Here is a 14,301-nt window from a genome sequence, read left to right as displayed (position 1 = left end):
GTGGTCGAGAGTCGGCGCATGCGTACAACGATCTTCCACGCTGTTGCCGGATCCGTGCTGACGGTGGCCGCGCTGGCCGGCTGTGGCGGACCCGCGACCGACGAGAAACGCCCCGACATCGCCACGCTGCGGACCGCCGATCCCGCGTCGGCCGCTCCCCCGTCGACGGCCGTCCGGGAGCGGCCGGTGGTCCGCCCCGACGAGGGCAAGGAGGAGTTCGAACGGTACGTGGCGGTCTGGCAGGAGTGCCTCTTCAGCCACGGCGTGCCCCGCGTGCCGAAGGGCAGCAAGCCGGCGATCGCCGAGCACAAGGCGGCGACCGCCGAGTGCGAGCACCTGTACCCGGAGAACTGGATGGAACGCGAGGCGCGCACCAATCCGGAGTACACCGACCGGCTGCGCGACACGGCGAAGTGCCTGAAGAAGAAGGGACACGAGGTCACCGTCGGCGGCGACCCGGTGGCTCTGATGTACGGCGACAACACCAGCGCCAACAAGGCCTACGACGACGAGCAGGAGTGCCAGCGCACCGCGTTCCGCCAGGACATCAAGAAGTACGAGGGCGGCTGACCTGCGGTGCGCTCGCCGGTTCCGGCCGCGGCTGGATCGCCTGCTTGAACTCGGCCGACCTGGGCCCGATCTTGCGGAGCTGCAGGCTCCGGTGGATCTCGGCCAGGTCGGCCTCGGCGACCATGACGACCAGATGCTCGAAGAAGGAGAAGTGGGTGGGTGAGCGGACCGCCCGCTCGGCCACGATGTACGGCTCCAGCGCGAACCATGCCCGGCGCACCCGCCACGGCATCAGGCTGACGACCATCTTCTCCTGGAGTCCACCGAAGACGGCGAGGAAACCCAGGCTGCTGTAGTAGAGGCCGACCCGGCTGACGTGCTGCCGGGCCTCGGCGGGCAGTGCGCCGATCCCGCCGTCGGGCGGCGTCTTCGGCAGTTCGTGCAGAACGTAGTCCTCGCTCTGCAGGAATTCGGTGGTCCGGCACTCGCGGGTGAGCAGCTCGATCGCCACCAGCGTGTCGTCCGACCGGCGCATCGACCGCAGCTGGCGCAGGGCGAACAGGCTGGAGGCGGCAATGGCGGATACGGAGATCAGCACGGCGAGGAGATTGACGGCCAGACCCGCGTTCAAACCGGGACCTCCATCGTCCGATGTGGCTCAGCCATGACACCGAGACTACTGACAGCAGGCAACCCGGCATCCGTCAGGATGGAGGGATGACAGACGCGGATCGCCGGCGCCTCGGCCGGGTGTTCAACGACGTGCCCGACCTCTACGACCGGGTCCGGCCGGGGTATCCCGACGAGCTGTTCGCGGACCTGGCCGCCCTCACCGGCATCCACGCCGGGTCCCCGGTGCTCGAGGTCGGCTGCGGCACGGGGCAGGCGACCCGCTCGCTGGCCGGGCTCGGATGCTCGGTGACCGCCGTGGAACCGGGCGCGGAGCTGGCCGCCATCGCCCGGCGACGGCTCGCCGCCTTCAGCAACGTCGAGGTGCTGACGTCCTCGTTCGAGCAGTGGGACGCCCGTGATCAGCGCTTCGACGCCCTCGTCGCGGCGACGTCGTGGCACTGGGTGGACCCGTCGATCGGCTGGCCGCGGGCGTACGACCTGCTGCGCCCGGGCGGGTGGATGGCGCTGCTCGGCCACGTGGTCGTCCGCCGGCCGGGAGAGCCCGAGGTGTACGCCGGGACCGCCGATCTGCACGAGCGGTTCTCCCCCGGCAACCCGGGCTGGGGTCACCCGCCGCTGGAAGACGAGGTGCGTGCCACCGACACGGGGTGGGGTGCGGTCGAGGGACCCGGAGCCCTGTTCGATGCACCGATCGTGCGGTGGTGGCCGACCGTGCAGTGGTTCGACGGCAAGGGATTCGCCGACCTCCTGCGGTCGACGTCGCTGTACCGCAAGCTCGACCCGCAGATCCGCGAACCGTTGCTCGACGCCATCGCCGACCGCATCCGCACGGACATGGGCGACCGGGTGTCACGCCGGTACCTGACCGCCCTGCGCGCCGGGCAGCGCGCCCATTGAACGCACGGCGCCGGCGGGCGGCGGTCGTCGGCCTGGTGGTGGCGTACGCGCTGCTCGCGGCGGCGTGCCGTCCCCTGACCGGTCCTGCCCTGGTCGCCGTGCTGGCGGCCGGCGCACCGCTGTGCTGGCTCGGAGTGCGTCGCCGGCCGCGGCCGGCGACGCCGGTCGGGGCGCGCTCGGCGGCCGTGTGGCTGGGCCTGCTGGCGCTGGGCGTGGCCTTGGAGCTGGGCCTGTGGCTGGGGCCGGACGACCTCGCGCATCCCACGCTGAGCACGCTGGCCGATCCGGTGCTGAGCACGTATCCCGGCCGGGTGCTCGGCTACAGCCTGTGGGTGGGCTCCGGCGTATGGCTGGTGAACCGGTGACGCCGCGCGCCGCCGTCATCGTCGGCTTCGCCGCCTTGCTGGCGGTGGCCGTCGCGATCGAGCTGGCTGCGCGGCGGCCGGATTCCGGCGTACGGCCGTTGTCCGCCGCGCTGACCGCGGCGATGCGGTCACGCGGCGGACGGGTCGTGGTGTTCGGGGCCTGGCTCTGGCTCGGGTGGCACTTCCTGGCCCGGTAGTGCGACCGGTCAGCTGATCCACTTCACGGAGCCGTTGAAGACGTTGGTCCAGTTGAAGACGGCCATGTTGTCCCAGCCGTCACCGGAGGTCGCGATGTTCGCCGGGTTCCAGCCGTTGCCGGGCACCGCCGTCCACGTCGGCTCCCAGTAGAAGACACCGATCGCGCCGCCCGCCTTGGCCGCGTTCTGCACCGCGGTGAACGCCGCCGCCTGCCCGGCCCAGGTCGCCGGGTAGCCCGCGCAGGCGGTGGTGATGCTGTTGCCCGTGCTGTCGGCGTTGCTGGTCGTGAACGGGGCTGCCGTCTCGGCCAGGATCGTCGGCTTGCCGTACCGGGAGATCATGTCGGCGATGACGCTGGTCATGTTGGCCATCGTGCCGTGCCAGTTGCAGTAGTACGACAGGGCCGTGATGTCCCAGGCGACGCCCTTGGCCCTGATGCCGTCGTAGAACCAGCGGGCGTGCGCGTCACTGTCGGAGTTGGCGGTGTGGATGATCACCTGCGTCGAGGAGTTGCAGGCCTTGGTCGCGTTGTAGCCCGCCTTCAGCAGCAGGCTCAGGTTGGTGAAGTCGTTGTGGACCACCTTGCCGTCGTTCCACAGCATGCCGACGTTGATCTCGTTGCCGATCTGCACACTGTCCGGGGTGGTGCCCTGCGCCTTGAGACTGGTGCACAGCCCGTACGTGTAGTCGTAGACGTCCTTGGTCAGCGTGCTGATGCCGTGGCTCGACCAGGCCGCCGGCTTGGTCTGCACGCCGGGATCGGCCCAGGTGTCGGAGTAGTGGAAGTCGACCAGCAGCTTGAAACCCTTGGCCTTGACCGTCCGCGCGTACGCCAGCACCTTGGCGGCGTTGTTGTAGCCGCTGGCCGGGTTGTTCCACACCCGCAGCCGGACGTAGTTGACGCCCGCGCCCTTGAGGATGTCGAGCGGGTCGGCCTCCGCGCCGGCCGCCGTGTAGTACTTCGCGCCCAGGTCCACGGCTCGTTGCAGGGTGGAGACGTCGGCGCCGCGCATCGACAGCGTCGCGGCCTGCGCCTCGGCGGGCGCGCCCAGGGCCGCGGCGGGCAGGGCGACAGCGAACAAGGCGCCGAGGACGCCGATCCGCTTCCGGACTTCACGGAGGAACATGCGCGACCGCCTGTCGATCGATGCCGTTCAATGCTGGGAGCGCTCACAGTAATCCGGTTACGAGCATGTTGTAAACACGTTGCCGGAGGGTTTGGGAGCGCTCACAGCCAAGGTCCGCTGTTTAGTCGACATGTATCGTTCTAGTTAGTTGTGACTCCATACTAATGAGGGAGTGATCATGAGACGTACGCTGCGCCTGCTCACCGGAGTGCTCGTCGCCGGGCTGCTGACCGCGGCCGCCACCGTGGTCGCGGCGCCGGCCCAGGCGGCCGTGTGGTCGTCGACGGACCGGTGGGGCACCTGGTCGAGCAACGGCTACACGCTCTACAACAACGTCTGGGGATCCGGCTACGGCCCGCAGACGATCTGGGCCAACTCCGCCTCGAACTGGGGCGTGTGGGCCGACCACCCCAACACCGGCGGCATCAAGTCGTACCCGAACGCCACCCGCTACCTCGGCAAGCGGGTCAGCGCGCTGGGCACGACCACCAGCAGCTTCAACGTCACCGTGCCGACCAGCGGCGTCGCGTTCACCACGGCGTACGACATCTGGTCGTCCGACAACGCGCACGAGATCATGCTGTGGATGAACAAGTACGGCGCGGTCGGCCCGCTGGGCAGCCTGCAGACCACCACGTCGGTCGGCGGCCACACGTGGGCCATCTACCGCGGCTCGAACGGGGCGAACCAGGTCTACTCGTTCGTGCGGACCAGCAACACCAACGCAGGCACGGTGGACATCCGGGCGATCGCCCAGTGGATCCGGGCGCGCGGCTGGTTCGGCGACGTGACGATCGGCAACGTGCAGCTCGGCTACGAGATCACGTCGGCGGCCGGCGGCAAGGACTTCGTCACCAACTCCTTCTCGGTCACCGGCTAGCGGCGTCGGCCGCGGCCGGACGGCGATCCCGGCGCGATCGGCCGGCGGACCGGGGGCCCGGCCCCGGGTCAGGCCTGGCGGATGACCGCGGCCCCGCCGGCCGGCAGCCGGATCGCGCCGGTCACGGCTTTGCCGGTCAGCAGATCGACGCCGGTGGCGGGCACCTCGTGCTCGTCGCCGGTGTGATTCAGCAGGAACAACCATGACTGGTCACCGGTCTGCCGGCGCACCGCCTCCAGCCCGGACGGCAGGCCGGACCGCTCGGGCCCGGCGCCCGCCGACGCGGCCACCGTGGCCAGCAGGTACCCGTAAGCCTCCGGATCGAGGCGGGTGGACACGTAGTACGCCATGCCGTCCCCGGCCGCGTGCCGCGTGACGGCGGGCAGGGCGTCGAGGACACCACCCGCATACCCGAGGAGGGCGTGCGCCCCGACAAGGTGCACGGTCTCACTCCACAGGTCCCCGCTCGCCGCCGGCCACAGGTCGCCGGCGGTCGCCGGGGTGAGCGCGACGCGGTCGTCCGGGCCGAGCGGATGGAACTCCTCCACCCGGATCCCGAGCAGCTCCCGCAACGCCCCCGGATAGCCGCCGGTCCGTACCCGGGCATGCTCATCGGCGATCCCGGTCAGGTGAGTGACCACGAGATGCCCACCGGCCTCGACCCAGGCCCGCAGCTCAGCGGCCTGGCCGTCGGTCATCAGGTAGTGCCCGGGCAGGACCAGCATCCGGTACGCCGGCAGCCGCTCCAGCACACCGATCACGTCGCAGACAATCCCCCGCCGCCACAGAGCCCGGTGCGCCCGCTGCGCCTCCTCGGCGTGGTCCAGCCGGTTGGACGGCAACCCCGCTCCCTGCAGCGCCCACGCGGAGGGTTCGTCGTACCCGATCGCGACTCGCGCCTCCACCACTCCCTCGGCCGTCTCGCCGATCCGGTCCAGGGCCTCGCCCAGCGCGACCGCCTCGCGGTACACCCGGCTGTCCGGGCCCGCGTGCGGCACCAGCGCGGAATGGAACAGCTCCGCCCCACCGCGCGGCGCCCGCCACTGGAAGAACAGCGCACCCTGCGATCCGCGGGCCACGGCGGCCAGGCTCTGCCGGGCCATCCGCCCGGGTTCCTTGGTGTGCATCCGGTCGGCGGTGTAGATCAGGTTCGGCGCTGTCTCCATCAGCAGCCAGTGCGGGCTGCCCGCGCTCTGCCGGGCCCAGCCGCGGGCCAGGTCGGCCGCGAACGCCGCCTGTTCCTCCGCGGCCATCCCCGGCTCCGACGGGTAGTGGTCGATGGCGACCAGGTCCACCTCGCGGGCCCAGCGGGCGTGGTCGACCGGCACCCATCCGCCGAGCACGAAGTTCGTCGTCACCGGCACGCCGGGCGTGGCGGCGCGCAGCACGTCGCGTTGCTCGGTGTACGCGGCCAGCAGCTCGTCGGAGGTGAAGCGGCGGAAGTCCAGCACCTGGGCCGGGTTGGGCAGGTACTGGGTGCGCCGCGGCGGCCGGATCTGCGCCCAGTCGGTGTAGTGCTGGCCCCAGAACGCCGTGGTCCAGGCGTCGTTGAGCTGGTCCAGACCTTCGTAGCGCTGCCGTAGCCAGGCCCGGAACGCCGCGGCGGTCAGGTCGCAGTGGCAGGTGGTGCCGTACTCGTTGTGCACGTGCCACATCGCCAGCGCGGGGTGGCCCCGGTAGTGCTCGCCCAGCGCGGCGGCGATGCGGCGGGCGGCCGTGCGGTACGCCGGTGCGCTCGCGCAGTACGTGTCGCGGCTGCCGTGGCTGAGCCGCACACCGTCGGCGTTGACCGGCAGCGCCTCGGGGTGGGCGAGACTGAACCACGGTGGCGGGGACGCGGTGGGGGTGGCCAGGGCCACGCCGACGCCGTGGGCGGCCAGGCGGTCGAGCACCTCGTCGAGCCAGCCGAAGTCGTAGCGGCCCGGGGCCGGCTCCAGTTTCGACCAGGCGAAGACGCCCACAGTCGCGGTGGTCACCCGGGCCCGGCGCATCAGCTCGGCGTCCTCCGCCTGCACGCCTGCCGGCCATTGCTCGGGGTTGTAGTCCCCGCCGTACAGCAGCCCGGGCATGCCGCTCCCCGCTTGTCGTTTGTTGGGATTCCCGCCAAACTAGGGCCGGTGCAGGACGCTGTCAATTGGGAGCACGCGCTGGTGACCGGCAACGGGCGGCAGGGCGCGCTCTGCTGGGGCACCCCGGCCGGAATCCGGCTGACCGTCTCGCACGAACGGCTGTTCCTGCCGCTGCGGGCGCCCCTGCCGGCGCCGGACACCGCGACGATCCTGCCGCGGCTGCGGGACCTGCTCGATCAGGGACAGTACGCGCGGGCGGCTCAGGAGGTGTGCGAGCGCGCGGCGGCCGGCGAACCCGCGTACGCGGAGACGGTCTGGATCGATCCCCTGGTCGGCGCCGCGACGCTCACCGTGCGCCCCCGCCGCCCGGCCGCGGATCTCGAGCGCAGCGTCGATCCGGTCACCGGCCTGGTCGTCCTGCGATGGCGGGACGAGCTCGGCGAGACGCGGGTGGAGATCTTCGCCTCGCGCCCGGCGGACGCGATCGTGGTCCGGCTGTCGGCGACCGGGGGCTTCTCCGGCAGCCTGGCGCTGGGCCTGATCGACGGCATGCCACCACGCCCGGTCCGGGCTCGCACCGACTCCGGCGCGGACGGCATCCTGCTGACGGCCGAGTTCGACGCGACGTGGCCCGGCGCACTGACCGGCTACCGGGTGCGCTGCCGGGCGTTGGCGGGTGACGTCGACGGCTCGGTGGTGCGCTCGGACGCCACCCTGGTCATCCGGACGTTGCTGCCGGGCGAGCCCGACCCGGACGTACTCGGAGACTTCGACACGTTGCTCGACGCTCACCGGGCCGTGCACGGCGAGCTGATGGGTCGCGTACACCTGGATCTGGCCGCGGATCCGGCCGACCGGGCCGCCCCCGCCGCCCGGCTGCTGGCCCAGCCGGTGGGTCCGGCCCTGGTGGAGCGGCTGTTCGAGGCCGGCCGGTACGCCGTGGTCAGCAGCGCCGGCGATCTGCCACCGACGCTGCAGGGTGTGTGGAGCGGCAGTTGGACGCCACCCTGGTCCAGCGGCTACACGCTGGACGGCAACCTGCCCGCCGCGATCGCCGCGCTGCTGCCGACCGCGACCCCCGAGCTGCTGCTGCCGGTCTTCGACCTGCTCGAGGCCCACCGCGACGACCTGCGCCACAACGCCCGCCGGCTGTACGGCGCCCGCGGCCTGCTGACCCCGGTGCACCTGTCCAGCCACGGGCGGCAGAACCATTTCGGCCCGGTGTGGTGCCAGACGTTCTGGACCGCGGGCGCGGCGTGGATGAGCCGGCTCTACGTCGACTACTGGCGGTACACCGGCGACCGGGTGTTCCTGCGGGACCGGGCGCTGCCGTTCCTGCGTGAGGCCGCCGACTTCTACCTCGACTTCGTGCAGCTGCGCGACGGCACGGCGCTGTTCAGCCCGTCGTACTCCCCGGAGAACGCGCCGGCCTCGACCGGCTCGCAGGCCTGCGTCAACGCCACCATGGACGTCGCGGTGGTCCGCGACCTGCTGGGCAACCTGCTGCGCTACGCCGCGGACGACCCGGCCGCGCCGGCGTGGCGGTCGCTGCTCGCGGCGCTGCCCGGCTATCGCGTCGCGGACGGGTTGCTGGCCGAGTGGTGCCACGACGGGCTCGACGATCAGCCCGCGCACCGGCACGCGTCACATCTGTGGCCGCTCTGGTACGAGCCGGATCCGCTGATCACCGGGGATCCGGCGCTGCGCGCGGCCGCGGTGGCGACCGTGCGGAGCCGGCTGGCCTGGTGGGCGGGCGCGGAGTCCGACGAGATGGGGTACGGGCTGGCGCAGCTCGGGCTGGCGGCGGCCGCGCTGGGGCTGGCCGAGGAGGCGTACGCCACGGTCGTCACGATGGCGAGCCGTCACTGGCGGGACAACCTGGTGCCCACCCACAACCGGGACGCCCTGTTCAACGTGGACATCGCCGGTGGTCTGCCCGCCGTCGTCGCCGCGATGCTCGTCCGCTCGGCGCACGGCCGGCTGGATCTGCTGCCCGCGCTGCCCGGGGCCTGGCCGCGGGGCCGGGTCACCGGACTGGCCGCCCGCGACGCCGTGCGCGTCCTCGAGCTGAGCTGGGCACCGGGCCGGGTGGCGGCGGTGCTCCGCGCCCGGCACGAGGCCAGGATCGAGGTGGGCGCACCGGCGGCCGGGGCGGCGTACCGAAAGGTGACGCTGCCGGCCGGCCGGCCGGTGCCGATCGTCCTCAGCCCTTGACCGCTCCGACGATCACGCCCCGGGTGAAGTGCCGCTGCACGAACGGATAGACCAGGGCGATCGGGGCCACCGTCACCACCACCACGGCCATCTTGATCGCCAGGGTGGGTGGCAGGGCCACCCCCACCGCGCCCGAGGTCTGCGGGGCCTGGCCGGCCAGGATGTAGCTCTGCAGGATCCGCTGGATCGGAAACTTCTCGTTGTCGTCGATGTAGAGCAGGGCGTTGAACCAGATGTTCCAGTAGCCGACCGCGTAGAACAGGCCCACCACCGCGACCACCGCCCGCGACAGCGGCAGCACGATCCGGAGCAGGATGCGGAACTCCCCCGCCCCGTCGATCCGGGCGCTGTCGAGCAGCTCACTGGGGATGTTCTGGAAGAACGCCCGGACCACCACGAGATTGAACACGCTGACCGCGCTGGGCAGGATCAGCGACCACAGGCTGTCCTTGAGACCGAGCCCGGTCACCACGAGATAGCTCGGCACCAGGCCGGGATAGATCAGGAAGGTCAGCAGGAAGTAGAAGAGCAGGCCACGGTGCAGCACCGAGCCGGGCCGGGACAGGCCGTAGGCGGCCAGCACGGTCAGGACCAGGCTGAACGCCGTGCCGACCACGGTGACCAGAGTGCTGATCAGCAGCGCCTTGCTGATCTGCCCACCGGAGAAGATGATCCGGTACGCCGAGAGGTCGAGCCCGCGCGGCACCACCACCAGGCCACCGGCGGCGTTGATCGTCTCCCGCGACGACAGGCTGGTCACCAGCACCACCCACAGCGGCACCAGCACGGCCAGCACGACGGCCGTCAGCACCACCCCCTTGGCGGTCTGGCCGGCGATCCCGGGATCCTCCTCCCAGGCCGGCCGCTCGGGATGCCGGCGGCGCGACGCGCGCAGATTCGTGGTCGCGGTCATGATCGCGAGTACACCCCCCGTTCGCCGAGCAGGTGAGCGACCTTGTTGGCGGCCAGGATCAGCACCAGCCCGACCATCGCCTTGAACAGGCCGGCGGCGGCGCCGAAGCCGTAGTCGCCGGTCGCGATGGACTGGTGGTAGACGAACGTGTCCAGCACCTCGGCGGCCTGCCGGCCGACCGCGTCGCGCTGCAGCATGAACTGTTCGAAGCCGACCGACAGGGCGTCACCCAGCCGCAGGATCAGCAGCAGCACGATCACCGGGCGCAGGCTGGGCAGGGTGATGTGCCACAGCCGGCGCCAGCGGCCGGCCCCGTCCACGGCCGACGCCTCGTACAGGTTGGGGTCGACCGCGGCCAGCGCGGCCAGGAAGACGATCGTGCCCCAGCCCAGGTCCTTCCAGACCGCCTCGGCGGTGACCAGCACGATGAAGGTGTCCGGGTTGGACATGATCTCCGGCGGGTTGATGCCCGCGTCGCGCAGCTCCTGTGACAGCAGCCCCGCGCCGCCGAGCATCTGCACGAAGAAGGTCACCACCAGCACCCAGCTGAAGAAGTGCGGCAGGTAGACGACGGTCTGCACGAAGCCGCGCAGCCGCCGCGACAGGATGCTGTTGAGCAGGATCGCCAGGGCGATCGGCAGCGGGAAGAAGAAGACCAGCTGGAACGCGGTGATGGACAGCGTGTTCCACAGCGCGTCCCAGAACGCCGGGTCGGCGAAGAGATCCCGGAAGTTGTCCAGGCCGACGAACGGGCTCGAGGTCAGCGCCTGCAGCGCATCGTCACCCAGGTACGGGTTGTAGTCCTGGAACGCCACGATGTTGCCCAGCACGGGCAGGTAGTGGAAGAGCAGCAGGACCACGGCGCCCGGCGCGACCATGGCCAGCAGGGGCCAGTCGCGGCGCAGCCGGGCGCGCAGTGGTGAGCGTCGCGGCCGGGCCGCCGGACTGTCGCGCGGTGGCCGGGGTGACCCGGCCGGCTCCGGTGGCAGTGCGGGAGCCGGCCGGCTGGCCTGATCGGCGCTCATTTACCGGCGTCGGCCAGTGCCGTGGCGAGCATCTGGCGGGCCTCGTCACCACCGGCCGCGCGCCACTCCTTGACCACCGTGTCGAGGTCGCTCAGCGGACGCCGGCCCCGGACGATGTCGGTGATCTTGTCCTGGGTGGGCACGTTGGCCGCCTTGAACTTGGCCGGCATCTCGAACTTGATGCCGTCCCACGGGTCCTTCTCCAGGTACTTGACCGTCTCGTTGGAGTAGGCCAGCACCTGGGGCACGAACTGCGGGGTCTGCGGGTACGGCGGCAGCACCGGGCTGCGGCCGCTGATGAAGAAGTACTGGTTCTGGATCTCCTTGAAGCCCAGCTCGGTCTTCACCGGGCCGGCCGCGTCGCGGGTGTGGTGCTTGCCGGCGACGCCGAACTCGCGCAGGTCGAACTCCTTGGTGCCGAACGGGGCGGAGCACCAGTTGATGATGCGCAGCAGCTCCTCGACCCGCGCTTTGCCGAGGCCCTTCTTGATGAACAGGTACGAGATCGGCTCGTCGTCGCCCCAGGCCAGCGGGTCGCCGCCGGTGGCCGAGAAGAGCGGGACCGGCTGGATGTTGAAGCCCGGCGTGATCTTCTGCTGCTCGGCCTGCATCGGCTGCCACATGCCCGGGCCGTCCTGGTGGAACAGGATCTTGCCGCTCTGCAGCAGCTGCTTGGCGTCGGCGCCCTTGCTGGCCACGATGTCGGGGTGCACGTAGCCGGCCTTGTAGAGCCGGGCCATGACCTCGGCGGCCTGCCGGAACTCCGCCGTCTCGTACTTGAACTCGGGCGTGCCGTCGGCCTTGAGCCGCCAGCCGTCCTCGGTGCCCGGGGCTTTGTGGAACATCTGCACCATGGCGAAGATGTCGGAGTACGCCCACACGCCCTTGCCGGGGTTGGTCACCTCCTTGCCGATGGCGAACAGGTCGTCGATGCTCTTCGGCGCGGTCAGCCCGGCCTTGTCCAGCAGGTCCTTGCGCTGGAAGAGAGCCCACGGGAACGGGCCGTCGGTCGGGTTCGGCACGGCCATCAGCCGCCCGTTCCAGCACGACTCGCGCCAGGCCCCGGCCGGGAAGGTGGCCAGCATGGGATACGCCTGCACCGCGCTGCCCTGCAGGTACGGCGTCAGATCCTCGAAGAGCGCGCCGACCGCGTCACTGAACCGGGCGAGCTTCTCGACCTCCCAGTTGGGCACGCAGAGCAGGTCGGGCACGTCCCGGGCGCCCAGGATCGCGCCGAGCTTGTCGGCGTACGCCAGGCCGTCCTGGGCGCTGAAGTCGACGGTCGCGCCGAGCTCGGCGTTGATCGCGGTCAGGTAGGAGTTGCTCTTGCCCGACGGCGGCGCGGGCCCCCACACCGGGACCATCGCCCGGATCGCCGGCCCCCCGGTGCCGGGCTTCTCGGCGATGGCGTCGACCAGCTCGGCCGGGTACTTGGTGTAGCCGTCCGGGACCGGCCGGGTGCCCTTGATGTCGGCCTGGGGCATCCCGGGGAACGCCTTCTGCTCCGGGATCAGGGCGGAGAGCTTGTCCAGGTTCTGCGTGGCGCCACCGCGGGTGGCTTTGTCACCGCAGCCGGCCAGCGTGCCCCCGCTCGCGACGGCGACGGCGCCGAGGCCGAGCAGGCTCAGGAAGCCCCGGCGGTCGGCGGAGGGACCCGTGGGTGGTGTCACGACGTGCTCCTCGATAAACGGTCGACGGGAGCGACGGCCTCCCGCTAGAGTTTGTTTAGCTTGTAGCCAAACAAATTAGCCGACCGTCGATGGACCCACAAGAGCTGCCCGCACCCGGTGCCGGGGGCGGTGCGGCATGATGAACGGGCCGGCCGGGGAAGGCCGGCGGCGAGAGGCAGGACTGACGTGATCAGTACGCACGGCATGACGCGGCCGGCGGACTTGTCCGACGTGAGAACGACGAACCTGGCAGTCGTGCTGCGGTTCGTCCGGACCCATGCGCCCTGTTCGCGGGCGGACATCGCCGCGTCCACGGGCCTCAACAAGGCGACCGTCTCCAGCCTGGTCACCGACCTGCTGGAACGGCGCCTGCTGCGCGAGACCGGCCTGACCGAGAACAGGATCGGCCGGCCGGCGTCGATGCTGACCCTGCAGAGCCGGCCGTACGCGGCCATCGGCATCGAGGTGGCCGCCGACCACCTCGTGGCGATCGCCGTCGACCTCACCGGCGAGCGGCTGCTGACGTGGCGGCGGGCGTACCCCGGGCTGGACGGCACACCCGGGCGGGCCGAGGCCGCCGTCGCGGCGCTGGCCGGCCGGGTGGTGGCGAAGATGGCGGCCCAGGAGCGAAGGGTGCTGGGTCTGACCGTCGCCGCGCCCGGGATGGTGGCGCCGGGCGGCGGGGTCCGGTTCGCGCCGCATCTCGGCCGCGCGGAGCTGGACCTGGGCGCGGCCCTGGAACGCGGCCTGCGCCACCCCGAGTTCGAGGTGGTCATCGACAGCGCGGCCAACCTGGCTGCCCTGGCGGAATATCGGGGCGGTGCCGACGCCGACACCCCCAATCTGCTGGCCGTGATCGGCGGCGTCGAGATCGGCGCCGGCATCGTCGCCGACGGCCGCCCGCTGCGGGGCTCGCGGGGTTTCGCCGGGCAGGCCGGTCATCTCCAGGTCGACTGCACCGGCCCGGTCTGCCGGTGCGGGCGGCAGGGTTGCCTGGAGGCCGTCGCGGGACTGCCGGCGCTGGTCCGCCGCGCCCTGCCGGACACCGCGCAGGACGGCCCGATCGTCGACTTCGCCCCGGAGCTGGACCGGATCACGGCGCTGGCCGGCAACGGGGACGCCCACGTCGTCAAGGCCCTCACCGAGACCGGCACGCTGCTCGGCCGCGGCGTGGCGATGCTGGCCGAGCTGCTGGACCCGCAGGTCGTGGTGCTCGGCGGCAGCTTCGCCACGCTCGCGCCCTGGCTGCTGCCGGCGGTGGAGACCGAGCTGGCGACCCGCGCGCCGGGTGAGATCGGCTGCCGGGTCACCGCGTCCACTCTGCACCCGGACGGGGCGGCGCTGGGCGGCGCGATGCTCGCGCTGGACCGGCTCGAGGCGGGGAAGCTGCCGGCCCCGGCGGCGTGAGCGGCCGCCGGGCATCGACGGATCTCGCCGTACCTCTTGACCGGCGTCGATGCCTGGTGCCAACCTCAGAAGGCTCCGCCGTAACACGGATGTAATCCCTGGTCCCGGCGGAGCCTTTTCCGGATCCTCATCGAAGCGCTTCGACGGTCGGGCCGCAGCCACGGCCCGGCCGGCACCGCCTCGATCCCACGCCGAGGAGAACTACCGCCATGACCGACTGCACCGAGCGGCAACCAGCCGCACCGCGCCGCGGCCCCGCAGGCGAGGGCCACGAGGGCATGGCAAAAGAGGCCCAGCCATGACCGACTGCACCGAGCGGCAACCAGCCGCACCGCGCCGCGGCCCCGCAGGCGAGGGCCACGAGGGCATGGCAAAAGAGGCCCAGCCATGACC

13 protein-coding genes are annotated in these 14,301 nt (G+C 71.7%); 7 read left to right on the top strand and 6 right to left on the bottom strand.

Annotated elements, in window-relative coordinates:
• The first annotated feature begins 18 nt into the window (after positions 1-18).
• Positions 19-570 (top strand): hypothetical protein, encoded by a 552-nt coding sequence (locus ACZ6S4_RS28205; protein ID WP_465477780.1) that lies wholly within the window; start codon positions 19-21, stop codon positions 568-570.
• Here the strand turns inward: ACZ6S4_RS28205 and ACZ6S4_RS28200 are convergent.
• Positions 548-1,141 (bottom strand): DUF4760 domain-containing protein, encoded by a 594-nt coding sequence (locus ACZ6S4_RS28200; protein ID WP_465477779.1) that lies wholly within the window; start codon positions 1,139-1,141, stop codon positions 548-550. The two genes, ACZ6S4_RS28205 and ACZ6S4_RS28200, sit on opposite strands and share 23 nt — an antisense overlap.
• Positions 1,142-1,227: 86 nt before the next feature.
• Here ACZ6S4_RS28200 and ACZ6S4_RS28195 point away from each other — a divergent pair, with 86 nt between their 5' ends.
• From ACZ6S4_RS28195 to ACZ6S4_RS28185, 3 genes are read left to right on the top strand one after another with little or no spacing between them, the layout of a single operon-like run.
• Positions 1,228-2,040: a class I SAM-dependent methyltransferase gene (locus ACZ6S4_RS28195; RefSeq protein WP_465477778.1), complete on the top strand. Its 813-nt coding sequence runs from the start codon at positions 1,228-1,230 to the stop codon at positions 2,038-2,040.
• Positions 2,037-2,405 carry a hypothetical protein gene (locus ACZ6S4_RS28190; protein WP_465477777.1) on the top strand — a complete coding sequence of 123 codons (369 nt, stop codon included), beginning with the start codon at positions 2,037-2,039 and terminating at the stop codon, positions 2,403-2,405. Before ACZ6S4_RS28195 ends, ACZ6S4_RS28190 begins: the two co-directional genes overlap by 4 nt.
• Positions 2,402-2,602, top strand: a complete 201-nt coding sequence (locus tag ACZ6S4_RS28185) for a DUF6186 family protein (protein ID WP_465477776.1) — start codon at positions 2,402-2,404, stop codon at positions 2,600-2,602. The genes ACZ6S4_RS28190 and ACZ6S4_RS28185 overlap by 4 nt, the downstream gene beginning before the upstream one ends.
• A 9-nt stretch (positions 2,603-2,611) precedes the next feature.
• On the opposite strand, the gene ACZ6S4_RS28180 is transcribed toward ACZ6S4_RS28185, so the two are convergent.
• Positions 2,612-3,730, bottom strand: a complete 1,119-nt coding sequence (locus ACZ6S4_RS28180) for a glycoside hydrolase family 53 protein (protein WP_465477775.1) — start codon at positions 3,728-3,730, stop codon at positions 2,612-2,614.
• A 178-nt stretch (positions 3,731-3,908) separates the two neighbouring features.
• Between ACZ6S4_RS28180 and ACZ6S4_RS28175 the strand changes: the two genes are divergently transcribed.
• Positions 3,909-4,610 carry a GH12 family glycosyl hydrolase domain-containing protein gene (locus tag ACZ6S4_RS28175; RefSeq protein ID WP_465477774.1) on the top strand — a complete coding sequence of 234 codons (702 nt, stop codon included), beginning with the start codon at positions 3,909-3,911 and terminating at the stop codon, positions 4,608-4,610.
• A 68-nt stretch (positions 4,611-4,678) separates the two neighbouring features.
• Here the strand turns inward: ACZ6S4_RS28175 and ACZ6S4_RS28170 are convergent, their stop codons facing one another.
• Positions 4,679-6,679 (bottom strand): beta-galactosidase, encoded by a 2,001-nt coding sequence (locus tag ACZ6S4_RS28170; protein WP_465477773.1) that lies wholly within the window; start codon positions 6,677-6,679, stop codon positions 4,679-4,681.
• 48 nt (positions 6,680-6,727) lie between these two features.
• On the opposite strand from ACZ6S4_RS28170, the gene ACZ6S4_RS28165 reads away from it, so the two are divergent.
• The gene (locus ACZ6S4_RS28165) at positions 6,728-8,893 is read left to right on the top strand and encodes a glycosyl hydrolase family 95 catalytic domain-containing protein (protein ID WP_465477772.1); all 2,166 of its coding nucleotides are present in this window, start codon (positions 6,728-6,730) and stop codon (positions 8,891-8,893) included.
• Here ACZ6S4_RS28165 and ACZ6S4_RS28160 read toward each other — a convergent pair.
• Genes ACZ6S4_RS28160 through ACZ6S4_RS28150 form a run of 3 tightly spaced genes read right to left on the bottom strand, consistent with a single transcriptional unit; the run spans position 8,883 to position 12,501 of the window.
• Positions 8,883-9,806: a carbohydrate ABC transporter permease gene (locus ACZ6S4_RS28160; RefSeq protein WP_465477771.1), complete on the bottom strand. Its 924-nt coding sequence runs from the start codon at positions 9,804-9,806 to the stop codon at positions 8,883-8,885. The two genes, ACZ6S4_RS28165 and ACZ6S4_RS28160, sit on opposite strands and share 11 nt — an antisense overlap.
• Positions 9,803-10,831 (bottom strand): ABC transporter permease, encoded by a 1,029-nt coding sequence (locus ACZ6S4_RS28155; protein WP_465477770.1) that lies wholly within the window; start codon positions 10,829-10,831, stop codon positions 9,803-9,805. Before ACZ6S4_RS28155 ends, ACZ6S4_RS28160 begins: the two co-directional genes overlap by 4 nt.
• On the bottom strand, positions 10,828-12,501 hold the full coding sequence (locus tag ACZ6S4_RS28150) for an extracellular solute-binding protein (RefSeq protein WP_465477769.1): 1,674 nt from the start codon (positions 12,499-12,501) through the stop codon (positions 10,828-10,830). The genes ACZ6S4_RS28155 and ACZ6S4_RS28150 overlap by 4 nt, the downstream gene beginning before the upstream one ends.
• Positions 12,502-12,732: 231 nt before the next feature.
• Between ACZ6S4_RS28150 and ACZ6S4_RS28145 the strand changes: the two genes are divergently transcribed.
• Positions 12,733-13,908, top strand: a complete 1,176-nt coding sequence (locus ACZ6S4_RS28145; protein ID WP_465477768.1) for an ROK family transcriptional regulator — start codon at positions 12,733-12,735, stop codon at positions 13,906-13,908.
• Positions 13,909-14,301: the final 393 nt, after the last annotated feature.

Source organism: Actinoplanes sp. NPDC051405 (assembly GCF_055586185.1).
Note: the sequence above shows the minus strand (reverse complement) of the source record. Positions and strands in the feature narration are given on the sequence as shown.